Below are 21,601 nucleotides of genomic sequence, written 5' to 3'. Positions count from 1 at the left end.
TTCATGCAAACCTCGGGGTCGGATCAGGTGTCCAACTCCCGGGGGTCACTTCATGGAAGGGTTTACGGCGTCCCCTGCCAGCCCACACCACCCCGGCCCACCCACAGCACCAAGAAGCGCCAGCACTCCGGCTCTTGCTCTGGCTCTGGCTCTGGCTTTGGCCGTTGCTGTTGCCGTGCGCTTCTGCCTGCCGCAGGCATCGGCCCTCCCGCCACCGGCAGCCGATACAATGCCCGTCTGCCGTCACCGGCATCCTGTCCCCGAGCCAAAGAGTTGCCCATGTCCATCGTCCGCATGACCGACCTCGACCTCTCCGGCAAGCGCGTGCTGATCCGCCAGGATCTGAACGTGCCGATCGAGAATGGCCGCATCACCTCCGAACAGCGCATCACCGCCTCGCTGCCGACGCTCAAGCGCGCGCTGGAACAGGGCGCCGCGGTGATGGTCACCTCGCACCTGGGCCGTCCGAAGGAAGGCGTCTGGAGCGAAGCCGATTCGCTGGCGCCGGTTGCCGCGCGCCTGTCCGAGCTGCTGGGCCGTGAAGTGCCGCTGGTGCGCGACTGGGTGGACGGCGTGGACGTGCAGCCGGGCCAGCTGGTGCTGCTGGAAAACTGCCGCATGAACGTCGGCGAAGGCAAGGATGACGAAGCCCTGTCCAAGCAGTACGCCGCCCTGTGCGACGTGTTCGTGATGGATGCCTTTGGTACCGCGCACCGCGCGCAGGCCTCCACCCACGGCGTGATCCGCTTCGCCCCGGTGGCCGCCGGCGGCCCGCTGCTGATGGCCGAACTGGACGCACTGGCCAAGGCGCTGGATGCTCCGGCCAAGCCGCTGCTGGCCATCGTCGCCGGCAGCAAGGTCAGCACCAAGCTGGAACTGCTGGCGAATCTGGTCAACAAGGTGGACCAGCTGATCGTCGGCGGCGGCATCGCCAACACCTTCATCGCCGCGGCCGGCCACAAGGTCGGCAAGTCGCTGTACGAACCGGACCTGCTGGATACCGCCAGGAAGATCGTGGCCGACGCGCAGGCCCGTGGCGCAGCCATTCCGCTGCCGGTGGACGTGGTCACCGCCAAGCAGTTCCTGCCCGACGCCGCGGCGGAAGTGAAGGCCGTCGATGCCGTGGCCGAAGACGATCTGATCCTGGACATCGGCCCGCAGACGGCCGCGCAGTACGCGCAGCTGATCGAACAGGCCGGCACCGTGGTCTGGAACGGCCCGGTGGGTGTGTTCGAGTTCGAAGCCTTCAGCAAGGGCACCGAAGCCCTGGCCCGCGCCATCGCCCGCTCCAAGGCGTTCTCCATCGCCGGTGGTGGTGACACCCTGGCGGCGGTGGACAAGTTCGATATCGCCGGCGATGTCAGCTACATCTCGACCGGCGGCGGTGCGTTCCTTGAATTCCTGGAAGGCAAGACCCTGCCAGCGGTGGCTGCCCTGGCTGCGCGCGGCGCCTGATGTCGATCCAGCCGCAACAGATCGAGGAAGGGCGTGCCACGCTCTTCTTCGACATGGATGGCACGCTCATCGATTCGGAAGTAGGCATCACCACCTGTATTGCCTATGCGCTGCAGAAGATGGATCAGCCGGTACCACCGCAGGAAACCCTGCTGGGATGGATCGGCCCATCGCTGCGCACCACCTTCACCCCGCTGTTCGGCGACGCGCAGCGGGTGGAGCAGGCGGTGGCGCTGTACCGCGAGCGCTTCGATGTGCAGGGCTGGCGTGAGCACACGGTCTATCCGGACATCGAAGCGACCGTGCGTGCGCTGCATGCGCGGGGCCATCGCCTGGCCGTGGTAACCGCCAAGAACGAGGTACATGCCCGTCGTATTGCCGAACATCTGCCGTTTGGCCATCTGTTCGACGATGTGATCGGCTCCACCCCCGATGGCTCGCGCAGCAGCAAGCCGCAACTGGTGGGCGAGGCCCTGCAGCGGCTGCAGTTGGACCCGGCGCAGTGCTGGATGATCGGTGACCGCCGCATGGACATCGAGGGTGCGCGCTTCAATGGCGTGCGCAACGTGGGCGTGCTGTGGGGATTCGGCGGCGAAGCCGAGCTGACCGAGGCTGGCGCCGGGCATCTGGCCCGCGAACCGGCGCAGCTGCTCACCCTGCTGGCCTGACCCACCAGGGGTCGGATCCCTCTCCAGCGGAGAGGGCTCTGCCGCCGCTGCCCGCGAGGGGTCGGACCCCTCTCCAAGGGAGAGGGCTCTGAACCCCCTGGCCGGGCCAGTGCAAGGGCGGGAACCGATTACATCCGTCCCCTGTCCGGAGCATGTCCGCTCCATGTCCCGAAGAGTCAGGCGCCACAAGGGTGTAACCGTATACATGGGGCGTGAAGGATGTGCTAATTTCCCCCCTTTCACGGGAGAGGCCCATTCACCATGTTCGAGCGTCAGCGTCGCACCAAGATCCTTGCCACCCTCGGTCCGGCGACCGACCCGCCGGGCGTGCTGGAGGATCTGTTCCGCGCCGGCGTGAACGTGGTGCGCCTCAACTTCAGCCACGGTGACCCGTCCGGCCAGGCCAAGCGCGCCGCCGACGTGCGCGCCGCTGCCGCCCGCGTGGGCGTGGAAGTGGGCATCCTGGCCGACCTGCCGGGCCCGAAGATCCGCATTGAGCGCTTCGCCGAAGGCAAGGTCTTCCTGAAGGCCGGTGACCGTTTCGACCTGATCGCCAGCGAAAAGGCCGGCCCCGGCGATGCCAGCCAAGTGGGCGTGAGTTACCTGGGCCTGCCGCAGGACGTGGGCCCCGGCGACGTGCTGCTGCTTGATGACGGCCTGATGCAGCTGCAGGTGGTGGAAGTGCAGGGCGAGCGCATCATCAACACCGTGCTCAACGACGGCGCCCTGTCCGACCGCAAGGGCCTGAACAAGCAGGGCGGCGGCCTGTCGCTGGGCGCGCTGACCGAGCGCGACAAGGAACTGATCGGCATCGTCGCCAAGATCGGCGTGGATTTCATCGCGGTCTCGTTCTGCCGCAACGCGCAGGACATGAATGACGCCCGTGACATCGCCCGTTCGCACGGTTGCGACGCCGCCCTGGTGTCGAAGATCGAGCGCACCGAAGCGATCGAGAACCTGGAAGAGATCGTCGAGGCCAGCGACGTGGTGATGGTGGCCCGTGGCGACCTGGGCGTGGAAATCGGCGATGCCGAGCTGCCGGGCCTGCAGAAGAAGATCATCAAGGCCTCGCTGGCGCAGAACAAGGTCGTGATCACCGCCACGCAGATGCTGCAGTCGATGGTGGAAAGCCCCATTCCGACCCGCGCCGAAGTGCTGGACGTGGCCAACTCGGTCATCGACGGTACCGATGCGGTGATGTTGTCGGCCGAAACCGCCGCCGGTGCCTACCCGGTGAAGGCCGTGGAGGCCATGGCGCGCATCTGCCTGGGCGCCGAACGCCAGTTCCAGACCGAAACCGACTTCAATGCCTCGCCGCGCAACCTGGAACGCGCTGACCAGGCCATCGCCATGGCCACCATGTTCCTGTCCCAGCACGTGGGCGTGCGCGCCATCGTGGCGATGACCGAATCCGGTGGCACCGCCCGCTACCTGTCGCGTTTCCGCGCCAAGGCCCCGGTGTTCGCGGTCACCCGCCATGACGGCGCCCGCCGCCAGATGGCGCTGATGCGCGACGTGTACCCGATCAACTTCGACAGCCGTGGCCTGACCCCGCGCGAAGCCGCGCGCGGCAGCATCCGCCTGCTGGTGGAATCGAACCTGCTGCAGGCCGGTGATCGTGTCGTGTTCACCAGTGGCGAGCACATGGAAACCCTGGGTGCCACCAACACCCTGCGTCTGCTGGAAGTGGGCGAAGACGGCCGCGCCAGCGGCCTGGGCGACCTGTAAGCCCTGACGGCATCGGGTCGGCGCTGCCGGCCCGGGGTCGGACCCCCGCAGGGGCTCCGACCCCATGCCGCAGGACATCCTTTGTCCTGCGCAGACATGGAAGCGTTTCCATCCTGTCCTCCACGGCGAGGCAACGGGCAGCGGGGCTATACTTGTGTTTTTCCCGCACCCGCCACAGGAAATACATGAGCATCGAACAGCTGGCTGAAACCGCCCAGGCCATGGTCGCCCCGGGCAAGGGCATCATCGCGATCGACGAATCCACCGCTACCATCGCCAAGCGTTTCGCCGGCGTGGGTATCGAGAACACCGAGGAGAACCGTCGTGCCTACCGCGAGCTGCTGCTGACCACGCCGAAGCTCAACGAGCACATTTCCGGCGCCATCCTGTACGACGAAACCATCCGCCAGGCCACCAAGGACGGCGTGCCGTTCGCCAAGTACATGGCCGACCACGGCATGATTCCGGGCATCAAGGTGGACAAGGGTGCGCACCCGCTGGCCGGCTGCCCGGGCGAGCTGGTCACCGAAGGCCTGGACGGCCTGCGCGAGCGCCTGCAGGAGTACTACAAGCTGGGTGCCCGTTTCGCCAAGTGGCGTGCGGTCATCAACATCGGCGACAACACCCCGTCGGGCACCTGCATCGAGTCCAACGCCCACGCGCTGGCCCGTTACGCCGCCCTGTGCCAGGAATGCGGCCTGGTGCCGATGGTCGAGCCGGAAGTGATCATGGACGGCGACCACGACATCGAGACCTGCTACGAAGTCACCGAAGCCACCCTGCGTTCGCTGTTCGACGCGCTGTACCAGCAGAACGTGCTGCTGGAAGGCACCATCCTGAAGGCCTCGATGGTCATCTCCGGCAAGGGCTGCGATGAGCAGGCCGACGTGGAAGAAGTGGCCGAATCGACCGTGATGTGCCTGAAGAGCACCGTGCCGGCCATCTTGCCGGGCGTGGTGTTCCTGTCCGGTGGCCAGAGCGACGAACAGTCCACCGCCCACCTCAATGCCATGAACCAGCTCGGCAACCTCCCGTGGCCGCTCAGCTTCTCCTACGGCCGCGCCATGCAGCAGGCCGCGCTGAAGCTGTGGGCCAAGGACATGAAGGGCAACTACGCCGCCGCGCAGAAGACCGTGTTCGAGCGCGCCAAGGAAAACGGCCAGGCCGCCCTGGGCAAGTGGAACGGCTGAGCCGCACCACCGCCTGAGCAGTAATGGACGCCGGCCCTGTGCCGGCGTCTTCATTTGCGGGTATCGTTGCGCTTCCTTGCGCAGGGCCTGTGCGCAAGGGGGATCCGGGAAGGCCAGGGAGGCTCTCAATGCGTACCACCGCAATCGTGCTGGCCACGGCCACGCTGCTGTCCGTGGCAGGCTGCGACCGCATCGGCTCGCCTGAGCCGACGGCCAGGGTGCCGGCCCTGCAGTTCGACACGCCCGTGTCCGGTGAAATCACCGCGCGCAGTGGCATGAATTTCAACAATGGCAGCCGCTACCAGCTCTACCAGATCCCGCTGGAAGACCAGCAGCGGGTCGGCATCAAGCTGACCGGGACGCTCAGTGGCACCATCACGGTCTTCAGCGATGGCAACGTGGTGGCCCAAAGCCGCACCGGCTACGAGAGCAGCGACGCTGTGGTGGCATTCCGCGCCCCTGGCCGCGGCCTCTACCAGGTCGCGGTGAGCGCCGATGGCGCAGGGGCGTTCGGCCCGTTCCGGCTGCGGGCCGAAACCCTGCAACCCCATGACGGCACGCCGATCGTCGGCGCCGGCCGCATCAGCGACCTGCTGCTGGATGAAACGCAGGACTACACGCTGAAGGTGGACAGCCCCGGCCTGTACACCATCGACCTGCGCTCGGATGTGTTCGACACCGTGCTGTCGCTGGAGGGAGAGGGCCAGGACGCCGAGAACGATGACGACGAGGACGGCGAGGGCACCGATTCGCGCATCCACCTGGCGTTGCAGCCCGGCCGCTACACCCTCAGGGTCAGCGGTTTGAGTGACGAGGACACGGGCGCGTTCACGCTGGATGTCCAGCGCAGCGAAGCGCCCGCCGCGGCGCCCGACCGCCATGGCGGCAACGTGCCGTAGACCCACGCCATCAAGGCAGTGACGGGCCTTCGATGCCGGTTACGCCTTCGTCCAGCGAAAACATGAAGCGGTGTTCGCCGTGGCTTTCCACGGGCAGCTCGATCATCGAATAGGCCGGGGTGACACCCTCCAGCCGCAGTGCGTGCTGCAACAGCCTTCCCGCGCCGTTGTCTGCGCCGTTGTCGCGCTTGCCGAGGCTGCCTACGCAGATCCTGAGGCCACAGGCGAACTGCTGCAGCGAAACATCCGGTGCGTTCTGCAGCGCCTGCTGCAGGTTCTGGGCATAGAGCGCGGTGACCGACGCTGCATCCGCATCGCGCTGTGACTGTTCGATGACCGTCTGCATGTACCGGTCGAAATGCTCGTTCCGGAGTGCGAGCAGCGCCTGATCGTAGGACAGCTGTCCCGCTGGAACCAACGGTGCTTCGAACGCCAGTTGCGGCAGCGCGGCATCCGCTCCCTTCAACGTCGTCGCCTGCCATCGCCATGGCGCGGGCGCCACGCTGGTTGCCTGTGCAGGGAGGGCTGGGGCATCCGTGGCGGATGCTGGCCGAAGGGCGGCGCGCGCCGACGGCCGCACGTCGCTGCCATTGCTGCCGATCGGCAGCAGTACGGCTGCAGCCAGCACCAGCAGCCCGAGAAGTGCTGCGACCAGGCCTGCGCGTTGCTTGCCCACATTCTGCTCCCGTCCATTGGTGCCGTCTGCGATTGTGGCACGCAGAGAGACGATGTCATGGACGTAAATTGAATGGATGTCACTTTCTGCACTCTCCGACCCGCGTACGCTCGCCGTGGCATGGGGCAGGCCGGATGGCCCGCTCGTGCTTCGCCAGCGGACGGCACCATCGGCAAGGAGGCCATGCAGGCTGTCCTGCTTTCAATCCTGATGTGTGCGCGCTGGTGAACCACTCAAGCAGTCCTGCTTCAGCGTTCTCATCACAGGAGTGAAAGATGAAGATTCGACGATTGAAAGGTTCCCTCGCCGTGCTGCTGGTCGGCATGTTCCTGGCCGGATCGGCTGCGGCGGCAACCCAGACCATCACCGCAAGCACGAGCAATGGCGGGTCGACGTCAGGCAATGCGCTGGCCACCACGGCTTCACGCATCACCTGCACCCAGGCCTCGGGCGGCACTTCGGGTACCACGCCCAGGTGCAGCATCCAGGCGCCGGGTTGGAACGGGGTAGTGGAAGTTGGCAAGTCGATCGGTACCACCGGCGCCGGCAACGTCATCCTCAACTGCAGTGGCACCTATCCGGCCAATGGCGGTCTCAGCTGCGCCGCGCAGATCGACGACACGGTCTGCACCGCCGTACAGACCATTACGGGCTCGGCCAGCGCTGGCAGTTCCTATCGTGGCTTGGCCGCAGTGAAAGCCAACGCGACCATCCAATGCGTATCGGCAACCGGCGGCACCAACGGCACCACCTGTGGCATCCAGGCGCCGGGTGCCAATGCGTCGATGACGGCCGGCCAGATCATCGGATCTACCGGGCCTGGCACGGTCGCTCTTTCCTGCGGCGGCCAGTACCCGGCGTCCGGCGGTGGCCTGAGCTGCACCGCAAGGGTCACCCAGACCTGTCCCTGAGTTGGAACCATGACGCCAGCGGCTACGCTGGCGTCATCTACTGTCGGCTGCGTGGCAACGCCTCAGTGCGCAGCCGCAAACCCGGCATCACCCACCGGCGGCAGCGGCAGGATGCGTTCGGCCTCCACCGCCTGGCCGGCGGCGGCCAACGCCTGCTGGTAGGCCTTGGCGGTGGCGGTATTGAACGCCACCAGCACGATGCGCATCGGCTGCGCATGGCTGCGCTGCCATGCCAGCGTCTCGGTCACCGCCACCTGCGCGGCCTGGTACAGCGGGTAGCCGTACACGCCGCAACTGATGGCCGGGAACGCAATGGATTGCACGCCCAGTGATTCGGCCAGCTGCAGCGATTTCCAGTAGCAGTTGGCCAGCAGCGCCGGTTCGTCGCGCTGGCCGTCGTGCCAGACCGGGCCCACGGTGTGCAACACATGCTTGGCCGGTAGTGCATGGCCGGCGGTGGCGCGCACTTCGCCGGTGGGGCAGCGCACACCGGGGCGCAGCTGCGGCAGCTGTTCGCATTCCTGCAGCAGGCCCGGGCCTGCTGCGCGGTGGATCGCACCGTCCACGCCGCCGCCGCCCAGCAGCGATTCATTGGCCGCGTTGACGATCGCATCCACCGCCAGGGTCGTGATGTCGCCCTGCCACACTTCGATCTTCATGCGTCCGTCTCCTGCCTGTCGGTTGTTCCGCGCATCCTCCGCGCTGGCTGTACCCACGGTAGGGCACAGGGCATGGATGCTGCGTCATGACCGTCTCACAACCTGCGATCCGGCCTTCACGCACGATGGCGGCAATTACCTTCACGCAGGCTGAAGCAGAAAAGGGTCAGATCCTTTTCCGCATGGAAAAGGCTCTGACCCCATCATTGCGCCACATTGGTGGGGTCAGGGCCCTTCCCTGCGGGGAAGGGATCCGACCCCGCACCGCTTACGGCAGGCCAGCCAGCCAGTCGTCGTCGGAGCCTTCGTTCACATCGGCAAACAGCGGCGTGGAGAAGTAGCGTTCACCGGTATCGGGCAGCATCGCCAGGATGACCGAGCCCGCTTCGGCACGGCTGGCCACATCCAGCGCGCTGGCCACGGTGGCACCGGCCGAGATGCCCACGAACAGACCTTCCTCGGCAGCCAGGCGGCGCGCGGTGGCGATGGCGCGTTCGTCTTCCACGGTCAGCAGTTCATCCACCACGTCGCGGTTCAGCACATCGGGTACGAAATCCGGGGTCCAGCCCTGGATCTTGTGCGGTTTCCAGTCATCGCCCTTCAGCAACGCGGCGCCGGCCGGTTCGGTGGCCACGATGCGCGTCTGCGGGCGTGCCACCTTCAGCACTTCGCCCACGCCGGTGAGCGTGCCGCCGGTGCCCCAGCCGCTTACGAAGTAGTCCAGGCGCTTGCCGGCGAAATCGCGCAGGATCTCCGCGGCGGTGGTGTTGCGGTGGTAGGCCGGGTTGGCCGGGTTGGCGAACTGGCTGGCCAGGAACCAGCCATGCTGATCGGCCAGCTCGCGCGCCTTGCGCACCATGCCGCTGCCGCGTTCGGCAGCCGGGGTCAGGATCACCTTGGCACCGTAGGCGCGCATCAGCTTGCGGCGCTCGATGGAGAAGGTTTCCACCATGGTGGCCACGAACTTGTAGCCGCGGGCGGCGGCGACCATGGCCAGGGCCACGCCGGTGTTGCCCGAGGTGGCTTCCACGATGGTGTCGCCGGGCTTGAGCAGCCCGCGCGCTTCGGCGTCCAGGATGATGGCCAGGGCCAGGCGGTCCTTCACCGAACCGCCCGGATTGAACGATTCGACCTTGGCGTACAGGGTCACGCCCTGCGGCGCCAGGCGCTGCAGCTTGACGATGGGGGTATTGCCGATGGTGTCCAGGATGGAGTCGTACAGGGCCATGGAAGCGCTCCGGAAGGCGGCCGCGCCGGGCTGCGGCGGGCGGAAGAGGGGAGGGCTGGCCATCGGGCCAGCGGCTGCCGGCTGACCGTAGCGCCGGCATATGACACCCGGAAATGACCAGATACCTTTCTTAAACAACCTTTGGTTATAAGCTGGTGACGGGAATTGACCCTAGAGTGGACCTCCGCCCCCGCCGCCTGCCTGCCATGACGCTCACCCAGCTGCGCTACCTGGTCGCCATCGCCGATGCCGAGCTGAACATCACGCTCGCCGCCTCGCGCGTGCACGCCACCCAGCCCGGTCTGTCCAAGCAGCTCAAGCAGCTGGAGGACGAGCTGGGTTTCCTGTTGTTCGTGCGCAAGGGGCGCAGCCTGGAATCGGTCACCCCGGCCGGGACCGAGGTCATCACCCGCGCGCGCGCGGTGCTGGCCGAGGCCAACAACATCCGCACCTATGCGGCCAACCAGCGCCGCGAAAGCCAGGGGCAGCTGATCCTGACCACCACCCACACCCAGGCGCGCTTCGTGCTGCCGCCGGCGGTGGCGGCAATCAAGCAGGCGTACCCGCAGGTAAGCGTGCATCTGCAGCAGGCCGGCGAAGCCGATGCGCTGGACCGGCTCAACCAGGGTGATGCGGACATCGCCATCATCAGTACCGCCGGCAGCGAACCAACCGACGGCATTGCCGTGCCGTTGTTCCGCTGGCGCCGGCTGGTGGTGGTGCCCAAGGGTCACCCGCTGGACCGTGCCGGCCGCGCGCCGGACCTGGCCGCGTTGGCGCGCCAGCCGTTGATCAGTTACGAATCGTCCACGCGTCCGAACTCGTCGCTGCAGCGTGCGTTCGCCGCCCAGGGACTGGTGCCTGATCTGGCCCTGACGGCGCTGGATGCGGACCTGATCAAGACCTATGTGCGCACCGGTCTGGGCGTGGGCCTGTTGGCGGAGATGGCGGTCAGTGCCTACGACGAAGATCTGAAATCGTGGCCTGCGCCGGAGCCGATCACCGAATGCATTGCCTGGGCGGTGCTGCCGCGTGATCGCGTGCTGCGTGACTACGCGTTGGAGCTGGTGCATGTGCTGGCCCCGCAGATCGACCCGCGCGACCTGCGCCGGGTGCTGGACGGCAACCAGGCCGCCGCGTGGCCGCAGCCCCCCACCTGGGAATCGCTGACCCAGACCATCACCGTCTGAGGGTTGGGGCATTGCAGGGCTGCGCCCTGCACCCGCTCAACGTCAACGTCAAAAGCGGCATTCCGTGGGATGGCGGGGCGGTGTCGAATTGCGGGGACGCCGCAAGTACGTCCGTGTAGGCTTGGCAGCCGCATCCATGCGGCTGACACCCCGCACTCCGACACCGCCCCACCTCTGACAGTCCCCAGCGATCTGCCGGAACCGCATCTTGCTTTGGTAGGTGTCGACCTTGTCGACACATCCGTCAGATATCGAGTGGATTCATCCGTGTCGACCAAGGTCGACACCTACCGGGGCAGAGCGCCGTGCCGTTCCGCCAGATCGCGGCCAACTGTCGAAGGCGGGGTGGGTCCGGTTGCGGGGGTGTCCGCGGCATGGATGCCGCGGCCAAGCCTACAAGGACGTACTTGCGGCGTCCCCCGCAACCGGCCCCACCCCGCCATCCCACGGAATGCCGCTTTTGACGTTGACGTTGATTCGGCGGGTGCAGGGCGCAGCCCTGCCGAAAAACCCCCATCCCCTGCGACGGTTCGTCGCACGGCCAACCCTGGACCGGGCTCTACACTAGCGCGGTGAGCCGCCTGTCCCGCCCGCAACGCCTCCTGCTGCAGCTTGCCTTCGTGGCAACGCTGCTGATGGTGCTTGCGCCGCTGGTCAGCCGCGCGCTGCAGGCGCCCGAGCATCACGCTCCTGCGCATGCGCAGATGGATCAGATGTCGCCTGCCATGCATGCCCATATGCACCACGGCAGCATGGCGGAAGAACACGGCGCGCTGCATGCGCAACGGAATGCAACCCCGCCGGCCGATCCGCATGCCATGCACGGCGAAGCCTGCGAGTACTGCGTGCTGGCCCTGCGCCTGCTGCCGTGGCTGGCCGTGGCACTGCTGCTGGTGCCACTGCTGTGGCGGCCACGCGTGCTGTTCGCGCCGCTGCTGCCCCTGCTGCCACCCCAACACTGGCCCGCGCATGCCGCGCGTGGCCCGCCGCTGCGCTCCCTCGTCCGCTGAATTTTCCATTCAATACGCCGCACGACGCCTGACCGGGCGCCGTGCGCGCGTGCGTACCCTGGAGTTGTCTGCATGAAAAACCTGTCCCGCCCCGCGGGCGCATCCGCGCGCCTGCCGGTTGCCCTTGGCCTCGCGGTGGCCGCGTCGCTGGCGCATGCCGCGCCCGCCGATGAAGCGCGCACCCTCGATACCCTGGTGGTGACCGCCGCTGCACCCTCTTCGCCACTGCACTGGGTGACCGATCCGCGGCTGCCGCGGCAGCCGGTGCCGGCCAGTGATGGTGCCGATTACCTGAAGACCGTTCCCGGTTTTTCCGCCATCCGCAACGGCGGCACCAATGGCGACCCGGTGCTGCGCGGCATGTTCGGGTCGCGCCTGAACATCCTCAGCAACGATGGCAACCTGATCGGCGCGTGCCCTTCGCGCATGGACAATCCGCTGTCCTACATCGCACCGGAAAGCTTCGACCGGCTGACCATCATCAAGGGCCCGCAGAGCGTGCGGTGGGGCGCGGGCGCCTCGGCCGGCACCATCCGTTTCGAGCGTGATACGCCGCGCTTCGAAGCGCCGGGCCTGCGCGCCGATGCCAGTGCGTTGGTCGGCTCGCGCAACCGCAACGACCAGGTGCTGGACCTGACACTGGGCAATCCCACCGGCTACGTGCGCGCCAGCGGAAACCGTTCCGAAGCCGACGACTACAAGGACGGTCACGGCGATGTCGTGCCTTCGAAGTGGCGCAAGTGGAATGGCGATGTGGCGCTGGGCTGGACGCCCGATGCCGATACGCTGCTGGAAGTGTCCGCCGGCGCCGGCGATGCCATCGCGCGCTATGCCGGCCGCGGCATGGACGGTGCCGCCTTCGAACGCACCACGTTCGGCGCGCGCTTCGAGAAGCGCAACCTGCCCGGTGCGTGGGACACGTTGCAGGCCAACGTGTACTACAACGAAGCCGACCACGTGATGGACAACTACACGCTGCGCACGCCCAACCCGCACAGCAGCATGCCCATGCCGATGGCCTCCAATGTTGATCGGCGTACCCAGGGCGGGCGCATCAGCTCCGAATGGCGCTGGCAGGATGTGCAGCTGGTGGCCGGCGTGGATGCCGAAGACAGCCGCCACCGCGGCCGCGTGGGCATGGGCCGCAACACCTACCAGAACGCGGCCTGGAGCCGTGATGCCGACTTCGAGCGGCAGGGCGTGTTCACCGAACTGACCCTGGGCGCCGACACCGCGCAGCGCTGGATCAGCGGGCTGCGCATCGATCGTGCGCGCGTGCGCGATACGCGCGCGCAGATCAGCGGCATGATGATGGGCATGCCCAATCCCACGGCCGGGCAGCAGCGCCGGCAGTGGCTGGGCAGCGGCTTCCTGCGCTACGAACAGGACCTGGCCCAGGGCCTGACCGCCTACGCCGGGCTGGGCCACAGCGAGCGCATGCCGGATTACTGGGAGCTGTTCTCGCCCGATGCCGGGCCGGCTGGCAGCGTGAACGCCTTCGCCGGCATCCAGCCCGAACGCACCACCCAGCTCGACGTGGGCCTGCAGTACAACGGGCCGCGGGTGCAGGCCTGGGTGTCGGCCTACGCCGGGCAGATCCAGGACTACATCCTGTTCACCTACCGCAGTGGCGGCATGATGGGCAGCAGCAGCCAGGCCGACAACATCGACGCACGCATTGCCGGTGCCGAAGCCGGGCTGAAGCTGCAGTTGGACGAGCAGTGGTCGCTGGGCAGTACCCTGGCGTATGCCTGGGGCGAAAACCGCGATGCACACCGCCCGCTGCCGCAGATGCCGCCGCTGGAAGCGCGCCTGAGCGCCGATTGGCAGGGCCAGCGCTGGAGTGCCGGTGCCCTGCTGCGCGCGGTCACCGCCCAGCATCGGGTGGCCGCAGGGCAGGGCAATGTGGTGGCGCAGGATCTGGGCCCCAGCGCGGGCTTTGCCACCTTCGCGCTCAATGCGGCTTATCGCTTCAGCACGCAATTGCAGCTCAGTGCCGGCGTGGACAATCTGTTTGATCGCGCCTACAGCGAACACCTGAACCTGGCCGGCAGCGCCGACTTCGGTTTCCCGGCCGATCCGGTACGCATCAACGAGCCCGGGCGCAGCCTGTGGATGAAGGTGAACTACCGGTATTGATCCGCCGGGCACGGCCAGGCGCAACCCATGCACCGGGCAAAAAAACGGGGTCGGACCCCGCCAGGGCCGACCCCTGCCTGGCGCCCTCAGCCAGGCAGGTTTGACTGTACGATGGCACCGGCACATGCGGACGCGCTGGATACATCCCGACATACGCCGACACCACGGCGGCAACCCTTGCATGGAACGGGTTCCCGGCGCTATCGCGCGGCAGGTTTCACGCCGGTAAACGCTTGGCACATACCGATTTCATGGGGCGGTGCCTACACTCGGCGGCCGTGGATCAATCAGGACTGTGCATGTTGGCTCGTATCGCTTCCCCCCTGGCCCTTGGCCTCGGCCTGGCCCTTCTGGCCGGCTGTGCAGGCAAGCCGGAGGCTGCCGCACGCCGGCAGGGTGAAGCCGTACCGGTCACCGCGCAGGTGGTGCAGCCCACGCAGTGGAATGACACGCTGCAGGCACTGGGCACGGCCAAGGCACGTGAATCGATCAGCGTGACCGCCAAGGTCAGCGAGATCGTGGACCGCGTGCATTTCGAAAGCGGCCAGCAGGTGGCCGCCGGTGCGCCCATCGTCACCCTGCGCGGCCAGGCCCAGCAGGCTGCGCTCAGCCAGGCCCAGGCCACGTTTGCCGAAGCCGACCAGCTGTACAAGCGCCAGCGTGAACTGGCCACCCAGCGCCTGGTGTCCAGCGCCACGTTGGATACGCAGAAAGCGATCCGCGATTCGGCCGAAGCGCGGGTGGCGGAAATGCAGTCGGAAATCGGCGATCGCCGCGTGCGCGCGCCGTTTGCCGGCGTGCTCGGCATTCGCCAGGTCAGCCCCGGCTCGCTGGTCACGCCCACCACGGTCATCGCCACGCTGGATGACATCGAGCGCATGCACGTCGATTTCCAAGTGCCGGAAGTGGAACTGGCCGCGCTGTCCACGGGGGACAAGGTCAGCGCCACCAGCGTGGCCTGGCCCGGCCGCACCTTCGAAGGCGAGGTGAGCACCATCGATGCGCGCATCGATCCGGCCACCCGTGCGGTGACCGTGCGCGCCGATTTCGCCAATGCCGACCACGCGCTGCGTCCCGGCATGCTGCTGGATGTGCGCCTGTTCCGCCCCGAGCGCCCGGCGCTGGTGGTACCGGAAATCGCCGTGGTGCAGGTCGGGCGCGATTCGTATGTGTACCGCCTGAAGAGCGACGACACGGTGGAACGTGCCGACGTGGTGATCGGTGCGCGCCGCTCGGGCGTGGTGGAAATCCGCCAGGGTCTGGAGCCTGGGCAGCGCATCGTGGTGGATGGAACCGGCAAGCTGCGCCCGGGTCTGAAGGTGGCGGCGTCCAACGCGGCCGAGGCCAACGGTGCGCAGGCTCCGTCTGAAACCACCCCGGCCGCCGCCGAGGGCCAGGGCGGATGAAGCTTTCGGACATCTCCATCCAGCGGCCGGTGTTTGCCGTGGTGATGAGCCTGCTGCTGCTGGTGCTGGGCATCATGTCCTTCACCCGCCTGACGTTGCGCGAACTGCCGGCCATCGATCCGCCCATCGTCTCGGTGTCGGTGGATTACACCGGCGCCTCTGCGGCGGTCATCGAAAGCCGCATCACCCAGGTGCTGGAAGACGCGCTGGCCGGTATCGAAGGTATCGACACCATCAATGCGCGCAGCACCAACGGGCGCTCGCAGGTCAGCATCGAATTCACCTCCAACCGCGATATCGAAGCGGCCGCCAACGATGTGCGCGACGCGGTCAGCCGCGTGGCCGACCGCATGCCCGAAGAGGCGCGCCCACCGGAAATCGCCAAGGTGGAAAGCGATGCCGATCCGATCATCTGGTTCAACATGTCCTCCACCACCATGGACACGCTGGAACTGAGCGATTACGCCGACCGCTACGTGGTCGATCGCTTTTCCAGCCTGGACGGCGTGGCCCAGGTACGTATCGGTGGCCGCCAGCGCTATGCCATGCGCATCTGGCTGGACCGCGACCAGCTGGCCGCGCGTGGGCTGACCACCGGTGATGTGGAAACCGCCCTGCGCAACGAGAACGTGGAACTGCCCGCCGGCCGCATTGAGTCGGCCGACCGCGATTTCACCCTGCGCGTGGAGCGCAACTACGTCAAACCCGATGACTTCGCTACCATTCCGCTGGGCAAGGGCGCCGACGGCTACGTGGTGCGCATGGGCGACGTGGCCAGGATCGAACTGGCCTCGGCCGAACGCCGCGCCTATTTCCGCAGCAACGGCGAACCGGGCGTGGGCCTGGGCATCGTCAAGACCTCCACCGCCAACTCGCTGGACGTGGCCCGCGCCGCGCGCGCGGAAGCAGAAAAGGTCGCCGCCACGCTGCCCGAAGGCACCCAGATCGTGGTCACCTTCGACAACACCACCTTCATCGAAGCGGCGGTGGACCGCGTGTACGCCACGCTGGTGGAAGCGATGCTGCTGGTGCTGGCGGTCATCTGGCTGTTCCTGGGCAGCTTCCGTGCCGCATTGATTCCGGCGGTGACGGTGCCGGTGTGCCTGGTGGCTGCGTTCATTGCGTTGTACGCCTTCGATTTTTCCATCAACCTGCTCACCCTGCTGGCGCTGGTGCTGTGTATCGGCCTGGTCGTGGACGATGCGATCGTGGTGGTGGAAAACGTGCAGCGCCGCATCGACCTGGGCGAACCACCGCTGGTGGCGTCCAAGCGCGGCACCACCCAGGTCGCCTTCGCGGTCATCGCCACCACCGCCGTGCTGGTGGCCGTGTTCCTGCCGGTGGGCTTCCTGGAAGGCAATACCGGGCGCCTGTTCCGCGAACTGGCGGTGGCGCTGGCCGCAGCGGTGGCGCTGTCGGCGTTCGTGGCCCTCACGCTTACCCCGATGATGGCTTCCAAGCTGCTGAAGCCGCATACCGGGCAGGCACCGCGCGGCCTGCATGGCTTCATCAACCGCAACCTGGACCGCCTGGCCTCCGGCTACGGCCGCGTGCTGGACCACCACGTCGATCGCACCTGGATCTACCTGGTGGTGATGGCCGCTGCGCTGCTGGCCACCTGGGGGCTGATGAAGATCCTGCCCTCGGAACTGGCGCCGGCCGAAGACCGCGGTTCGTTCCAGATCATGATCGACGGCCCCGAAGGCGCCGGCTACGACTACACCGTGCAGCAGGTGCAACAGGTGGAAGCGCTGCTGGCCCCGCACGTGGGCGCCGACAAGACCATCGCCCGCGCCAACCCGCGCGTGCCCGGCGGCTTCGGTGCCAGCGAGGAAATGCACACCGGCCGGGTGAGCGTGTTCCTGCAGCCGTGGCGCCAGCGCAGCGAAAACACCGTGGACGTGGCCAACGAACTGCAGAAGGAACTGGACACCCTGCGTGGCGTGCGCGTGCGTACCCAGGTCGGTGGTGGCCTGGTGCGCAGTGGCGGGCAGCCGTTCCAGATCGTGCTGGGTGGGCCGGAATACGCGGAAATCGCCCAGTGGCGCGACCGCATCCTGCTGCGCATGGCCGACAACCCCGGCCTGGTCGGCCCCGATTCGGACTACAAGGAAACCCGCCCGCAGATGCGGGTGAACATCGACCGCCAGCGTGCGGCCGATCTGGGCGTGCCGGTCACCGCCATTGGTTCGGCGCTGGAAACCATGATGGGTTCGCGCCGCGTCACCACCTTCGTCGACAACGGCGAAGAGTACGACGTGCTGGTGCAGGCCGGCCGCGATGGCCGCGCCAGCCCGGCCGACCTGGCCGCCATCCGCGTGCGCGCCAACTCCGGCGAACTGGTGCCGCTGTCCAACCTGGTCACCCTGAGCGAAGTGGCCGAAGCGGGCACGCTGAACCGTTTCAATCGCCTGCGCTCGATCACCATCAGCGCCGGTCTGGCGCCGGGCTACCCGCTGGGCGAAGCCATCGCCTGGGCGCAGCAGGTCAGCCGCGAAGAACTGCCGCAGTACGCGCAGATCAACTGGAAGGGCGAATCGCGCGAGTACCAGAGCGCCGGCGGTGCGGTGCTGCTCACCTTCGCCATGGCCCTGCTGGTGGTGTACCTGGTACTGGCCGCGCAGTTTGAAAGCTTCATCCATCCGCTCACCATCATGCTGACCGTGCCGCTGGGCGTGCTCGGCGCGCTGGTTGGCCTGTGGGTGAGCGGCGGCACGGTGAACCTGTTCAGTCAGATCGGCATCGTCATGCTGGTCGGCCTGGCGGCCAAGAACGGCATCCTGATCGTGGAATTCGCCAACCAGCTGCGTGATGACGGGCGCACCGTGCGGCAGGCCATCATCGAATCGGCCATGGTGCGCCTGCGCCCCATCCTGATGACCTCGATCGCCACCGTGGTCGGTGCCATTCCGCTGGTGGTGGCCGGTGGCCCCGGCTCGGCCAGCCGTGGCACCATCGGCATCGTGATCATCTTCGGCGTCACCCTGTCCACCTTCCTGTCGCTGTTCGTGGTGCCGGCGTTCTACGCGCGCCTGGCCCCGTACACCCGTTCGCCCGAAGCGGTGAAGCGCGAACTGGAAAAGCAGGAAGCCGAATCGCCCTCGGTCGGCGGCCATGCCTGATCGGCACGGCGACGGGGGGCCGGACGCGGTCGGATCCCTTTCCCAACGGGAAGGGGCTCTGACCCCCAGGCTGCAGGGCGAAGGCTTCATCCTTCGCCCCTGGCACCCCAACGACCTGGAATCGCTGCTGCAGCACGCCAACGACCCCGAGGTATCGCGCGGCCTGCGCGACCGCTTCCCGTACCCATATACCCGCGACGACGGTCTGGCCTTTCTGGCCGGCCGCGTGCTGGCGGCCAGCACCCTGAACCTGGCCATTGAAATCGACGGCCAGGCCTGCGGCAGCGTGGGCGCCCAGCCGGGCAGCGCAGAACGCGGGCACAGTGCCGAGTTGGGGTATTGGCTGGGCAGGGCGCATTGGGGGCAGGGCGTAATGACCCGCGTGGTCGCCCTGTTCACGCCCTGGGTGATGGACGAGCTGCGCCTGTTCAGGCTGCAGGCCGAAGTCCTCGACTTCAACGATGGCTCGGCCCGCGTGCTGCTGGCCAACGGCTTCAGCGAAGAGGGCACGGCCCGCTGCGCGGTGTACAAGCGCGGCCAGCTGCACGACCTGCGCCGTTTCGCCCGGGTGCGCACCCAGCTGCCCTGAACGGCCAGGGGCCACTGTCTGGTGGGTGCGAACCTCGGTTCGCACCGCTCTTGCCGCTGCGCCCGCCCGGCCATGCCCGGCGTATTGCTTCTGCCGCTATCGCCCCGGTCCGCGATCAGGGAGAATCGGTGTCGTCCCTTCCAGCCGACGGGACGTCCCCCAACCCGCCGACTGGAGAGAGCGCGCGTGGAAGCAACCGTACATTTCATCAACAGCATCATCTGGAGCAAGGCACTGATCGTGGTGTGCCTGGGCGCCGGCCTGTTCTTCAGCCTGCGCACGCGCTTCATGCAGCTGCGCGGCTTCTTCGAGATGTGCCGCTTGACCGTGAAGGGCGAGAAGTCCGACGCCGGCGTGTCGTCCTTCCAGGCCCTGGCCATGTCCATGGCCGGCCGCATGGGCATCGGCAACATCGCCGGCGTGGCCACCGCCATCGCCTTCGGCGGCCCCGGTGCGATCTTCTGGATGTGGGTGATGGGCTTCCTCGGCGCGTCCACCTCGTACGTGGAATGCACCCTGGCGCAGATCTACAAGACCAAGGATGCCGAAGGCCGCTACCGCGGTGGCCCGGCCTATTACATCGAAAAGGCGATGGGCCTGAAGTGGTACGCGCTGGCCTTTGCCGTCGCCACGATCATCGCGGCCGGCTTCCTGATGCCGGGCGTGCAGGCCAATGCCATCGCTGACAGCGTCATCAACGCCTGTCGTGGCACCGCGCTGTGCGGTCCGCTGGATGGCCAGGCCTTCGGCATGGACCAGGTGCAGGCGCTGAAGCTGGGTATCGGCATCGTGGTGGCCCTGCTGCTGGGCGTGGTCATCTTCGGTGGCGTCAAGCGCATCGCCAACTTCGCCGAAGTGGTGGTGCCGTTCATGGCCGCCGGCTTCATCCTGATGGCCATCGTCATCATGATCATCAACGCCGACCGCGTGCCGGAAATGTTCGGCATCATCTTCGACAGTGCCTTCGGTACCCATGCGGCGTTCGGCGCCATGATGGGCCTGGCCATCGAGTGGGGCATCAAGCGCGGCATCTACGCCAACGAAGCCGGCCAAGGGTCGGGCCCGCACGCCGCGGCGGCCTCGGAAGTCTCGCACCCGGCCAAGCAGGGCTACGTGCAGGCCTTCGCCATCTACTTCGACACCATGATGGTGTGCACCGCCACCGCCTTCCTGATCCTGGCCAGCGGCACCTACAACGTGTATTCGCCGGTGGAAGGGGCCGCCCCGATCTTCCAGGGCCTGGCCGGCATTCCCGAAGGCGCCGGCTATGCGCAGGCGGGCGTGGAAGCGGTGCTGCCGGGCTGGGGGTCGGCGTTCGTGTCCATCGCCATCTTCTTCTTCGCCTTCACCACCATCATGGCCTATTACTACATGGCCGAAACCAACCTGACCTACGTCAACCACAACAAGAAGCGCCCGCTGACCGTGCTGGTCCTGCGCCTGGGCATCATCGCCATGGTCGTGTTCGGTGCCTTCCACAACGCCACCCTGGCCTGGGCGCTGGGTGACATCGGCGTAGGCCTGATGGCCTGGCTGAACATCATTGCCATCCTCATCGTGCAGAAGCCGGCCATGCTGGCACTGCGCGACTACGAACGACAGAAGAAGCTGGGCCTGGACCCGGTGTTCGACCCCGATGCACTGGGGATCAAGAACGCCGATTTCTGGCGCCAGCGCAAGCAGGAGACCGTGTAAGTGAACAACCCCTGGAACAACCGCCGCCCGTCCGCCCGTCCGCCGCGTGCCACACCGTTGCCGCGCCCGGAAGGGCAGGGCAGTGGCGGTGGTGCAGGCGCCGGTGGGCGTGGCAATGACGAACTGCGCTTGTACGGCCTGAACGCCGTGCTGGCTGCGTTCGAAGCCCGCCCGCAGGCACTGCGCAAGCTGTACCTGCTGGAGGCGCGCATTCCGCGCCTGCAGCCACTGTTGAAGTGGTGCGTGGCCAACCGCGTGGGGTACCGCGTGGTGGAAGACGGCGATCTGAACAAGCTGGCCGGCACCACCCACCACGAAGGCGTGGTGGCTGACGTGTTGCGCGCACCCGCGCTGGAACTGGCGCAGTGGCTGCAGCAGGTGGGCGATGGCCCGGCGCTGGCGCTGTGGCTGGATGGCGTGGGCAACCCGCACAACCTGGGCGCGATCCTGCGTTCGGCCGCGCACTTCGGGGTGAAGGCGCTGCTGCTGCCGGCCGGCAGCACGCTGGCCCTGTCCGGCGCCGCCGCGCGCGTGGCCGAAGGCGGTGCCGAAGCCGTGCCGCTGGTGCAGTTGCCCGACGATGCGCAGGCCATGGCACAGCTGCGTGCGGCCGGTTTCGGCCTGGCCGCCACCTTGGTGGAGGGGGGTGAAGACGTGTTCCGTGCCACGCTGCCGGCGCGCCTGGTGTACGTGATGGGCGCCGAAGGCGAGGGCATGGACCGCGAACTGGCCGGTCTGTGCGACCAGCAGGTGTCGATTCCGGGCAGCGGCGCGGTGGAAAGCCTGAATGTCGCATCCGCCACGGCAGTGCTGCTGGCGCAGTGGGCCAGCCGTCGCATGTGATGCTGTGGCGGGGTCATAGCCCTTGCCCTTGGCAAGGGATACGACCCCTTCGCGCAGGGTCGGATCCCTTGCCACAGGCAAGGGCTCTGACCCAACGCCGCAGATTTGCCCCACACGTCAATGCGTCAAGCACGCATGACGTTTTGAAAGTTTCCTTATTGGTCCGCCGTTCCCGGCGACGCAGGGTGGAAGT

The 21,601-nt window shown here is 67.3% G+C and carries 17 protein-coding genes; 14 read left to right on the top strand and 3 right to left on the bottom strand.

The genetic code is table 11. The annotated features are described in order from the left end of the window. Nucleotides 1-279: 279 nt before the first annotated feature. The 5 genes from C1922_RS17500 (at nt 280) to C1922_RS17480 (ending at nt 5,940) form a co-directional block, all read left to right on the top strand. Nucleotides 280-1,455 (top strand): phosphoglycerate kinase, encoded by a 1,176-nt coding sequence (locus tag C1922_RS17500; RefSeq protein WP_108750935.1) that lies wholly within the window; start codon nt 280-282, stop codon nt 1,453-1,455. After that, nucleotides 1,455-2,123 (top strand): HAD hydrolase-like protein, encoded by a 669-nt coding sequence (locus tag C1922_RS17495; RefSeq protein ID WP_108750934.1) that lies wholly within the window; start codon nt 1,455-1,457, stop codon nt 2,121-2,123. Before C1922_RS17500 ends, C1922_RS17495 begins: the two co-directional genes overlap by 1 nt. A gap of 261 nt (nt 2,124-2,384) precedes the next feature. Continuing rightward, nucleotides 2,385-3,851, top strand: a complete 1,467-nt coding sequence (pyk, locus tag C1922_RS17490) for a pyruvate kinase (protein WP_108750933.1) — start codon at nt 2,385-2,387, stop codon at nt 3,849-3,851. Between the two features lie 185 nt (nt 3,852-4,036). Next, on the top strand, nt 4,037-5,041 hold the full coding sequence (locus C1922_RS17485) for a class I fructose-bisphosphate aldolase (protein ID WP_108750932.1): 1,005 nt from the start codon (nt 4,037-4,039) through the stop codon (nt 5,039-5,041). 128 nt (nt 5,042-5,169) lie between these two features. After that, nucleotides 5,170-5,940 (top strand): hypothetical protein, encoded by a 771-nt coding sequence (locus tag C1922_RS17480; protein ID WP_108750931.1) that lies wholly within the window; start codon nt 5,170-5,172, stop codon nt 5,938-5,940. Nucleotides 5,941-5,950: 10 nt separating this feature from the next. Here C1922_RS17480 and C1922_RS17475 read toward each other — a convergent pair whose 3' ends face one another. Next, nucleotides 5,951-6,616 (bottom strand): hypothetical protein, encoded by a 666-nt coding sequence (locus C1922_RS17475; RefSeq protein ID WP_159092018.1) that lies wholly within the window; start codon nt 6,614-6,616, stop codon nt 5,951-5,953. Nucleotides 6,617-6,891: 275 nt separating this feature from the next. Between C1922_RS17475 and C1922_RS17470 the strand changes: the two genes are divergently transcribed. Then, nucleotides 6,892-7,527: a hypothetical protein gene (locus C1922_RS17470; protein WP_159092017.1), complete on the top strand. Its 636-nt coding sequence runs from the start codon at nt 6,892-6,894 to the stop codon at nt 7,525-7,527. Between the two features lie 62 nt (nt 7,528-7,589). Here the strand turns inward: C1922_RS17470 and C1922_RS17465 are convergent, their stop codons facing one another. Together C1922_RS17465 and cysK are read right to left on the bottom strand one after the other, a co-directional pair. Continuing rightward, nucleotides 7,590-8,186: an O-acetyl-ADP-ribose deacetylase gene (locus tag C1922_RS17465; protein WP_108750928.1), complete on the bottom strand. Its 597-nt coding sequence runs from the start codon at nt 8,184-8,186 to the stop codon at nt 7,590-7,592. 268 nt (nt 8,187-8,454) lie between these two features. Next, nucleotides 8,455-9,414 (bottom strand): cysteine synthase A, encoded by a 960-nt coding sequence (gene cysK / locus C1922_RS17460; RefSeq protein WP_108750927.1) that lies wholly within the window; start codon nt 9,412-9,414, stop codon nt 8,455-8,457. Between the two features lie 206 nt (nt 9,415-9,620). On the opposite strand from cysK, the gene C1922_RS17455 reads away from it, so the two are divergent. The 8 genes from C1922_RS17455 to C1922_RS17420 all read left to right on the top strand — a co-directional run bounded on the left by C1922_RS17455 (nt 9,621) and on the right by C1922_RS17420 (nt 21,408). Beyond that, a complete protein-coding gene (locus C1922_RS17455) occupies nt 9,621-10,604 on the top strand; it encodes a LysR family transcriptional regulator (RefSeq protein ID WP_108751644.1) in 984 nt (327 codons plus the stop codon). Between the two features lie 572 nt (nt 10,605-11,176). Next, the gene (locus C1922_RS17450; RefSeq protein WP_108750926.1) at nt 11,177-11,614 is read left to right on the top strand and encodes a DUF2946 family protein; all 438 of its coding nucleotides are present in this window, start codon (nt 11,177-11,179) and stop codon (nt 11,612-11,614) included. A gap of 72 nt (nt 11,615-11,686) precedes the next feature. After that, nucleotides 11,687-13,753 (top strand): TonB-dependent copper receptor, encoded by a 2,067-nt coding sequence (locus tag C1922_RS17445; protein ID WP_108750925.1) that lies wholly within the window; start codon nt 11,687-11,689, stop codon nt 13,751-13,753. Nucleotides 13,754-14,052: 299 nt separating this feature from the next. Then, entirely contained in the window at nt 14,053-15,159 is a 1,107-nt protein-coding gene (locus C1922_RS17440) for an efflux RND transporter periplasmic adaptor subunit (protein WP_108750924.1), read from the top strand. After that, entirely contained in the window at nt 15,156-18,281 is a 3,126-nt protein-coding gene (locus C1922_RS17435; protein WP_108750923.1) for an efflux RND transporter permease subunit, read from the top strand. The genes C1922_RS17440 and C1922_RS17435 overlap by 4 nt, the downstream gene beginning before the upstream one ends. Next, a complete protein-coding gene (locus tag C1922_RS17430) occupies nt 18,274-18,870 on the top strand; it encodes a GNAT family protein (protein WP_108750922.1) in 597 nt (198 codons plus the stop codon). Before C1922_RS17435 ends, C1922_RS17430 begins: the two co-directional genes overlap by 8 nt. Nucleotides 18,871-19,056: 186 nt before the next feature. Continuing rightward, entirely contained in the window at nt 19,057-20,565 is a 1,509-nt protein-coding gene (locus C1922_RS17425) for an alanine/glycine:cation symporter family protein (RefSeq protein WP_108750921.1), read from the top strand. Further along, nucleotides 20,566-21,408, top strand: coding sequence for a TrmH family RNA methyltransferase (locus tag C1922_RS17420; protein WP_108750920.1), 843 nt, complete (start codon nt 20,566-20,568; stop codon nt 21,406-21,408). The last annotated feature ends 193 nt before the right edge of the window (nt 21,409-21,601 follow it).

Source organism: Stenotrophomonas sp. ZAC14D2_NAIMI4_7 (assembly GCF_003086675.1).
Lineage (GTDB): Bacteria > Pseudomonadota > Gammaproteobacteria > Xanthomonadales > Xanthomonadaceae > Stenotrophomonas.
This window is presented reverse-complemented; position numbering and strand designations above follow the sequence as displayed.

Excerpts from the sequence above, each read along its gene's own strand:
- C1922_RS17500 (WP_108750935.1), top strand. The coding sequence starts at position 280 with ATGTCCATCGTCCGCATGACCGACCTCGACCTCTCCGGCAAGCGCGTG.
- C1922_RS17495 (WP_108750934.1), top strand. The coding sequence starts at position 1,455 with ATGTCGATCCAGCCGCAACAGATCGAGGAAGGGCGTGCCACGCTCTTC.
- pyk (WP_108750933.1), top strand. The coding sequence starts at position 2,385 with ATGTTCGAGCGTCAGCGTCGCACCAAGATCCTTGCCACCCTCGGTCCG.
- C1922_RS17485 (WP_108750932.1), top strand. The coding sequence starts at position 4,037 with ATGAGCATCGAACAGCTGGCTGAAACCGCCCAGGCCATGGTCGCCCCG.
- C1922_RS17480 (WP_108750931.1), top strand. The coding sequence starts at position 5,170 with ATGCGTACCACCGCAATCGTGCTGGCCACGGCCACGCTGCTGTCCGTG.
- C1922_RS17470 (WP_159092017.1), top strand. The coding sequence starts at position 6,892 with ATGAAGATTCGACGATTGAAAGGTTCCCTCGCCGTGCTGCTGGTCGGC.
- C1922_RS17465 (WP_108750928.1), bottom strand. The coding sequence starts at position 8,186 with ATGAAGATCGAAGTGTGGCAGGGCGACATCACGACCCTGGCGGTGGAT.
- cysK (WP_108750927.1), bottom strand. The coding sequence starts at position 9,414 with ATGGCCCTGTACGACTCCATCCTGGACACCATCGGCAATACCCCCATC.
- C1922_RS17455 (WP_108751644.1), top strand. The coding sequence starts at position 9,621 with ATGACGCTCACCCAGCTGCGCTACCTGGTCGCCATCGCCGATGCCGAG.
- C1922_RS17445 (WP_108750925.1), top strand. The coding sequence starts at position 11,687 with ATGAAAAACCTGTCCCGCCCCGCGGGCGCATCCGCGCGCCTGCCGGTT.
- C1922_RS17440 (WP_108750924.1), top strand. The coding sequence starts at position 14,053 with ATGTTGGCTCGTATCGCTTCCCCCCTGGCCCTTGGCCTCGGCCTGGCC.
- C1922_RS17435 (WP_108750923.1), top strand. The coding sequence starts at position 15,156 with ATGAAGCTTTCGGACATCTCCATCCAGCGGCCGGTGTTTGCCGTGGTG.
- C1922_RS17430 (WP_108750922.1), top strand. The coding sequence starts at position 18,274 with ATGCCTGATCGGCACGGCGACGGGGGGCCGGACGCGGTCGGATCCCTT.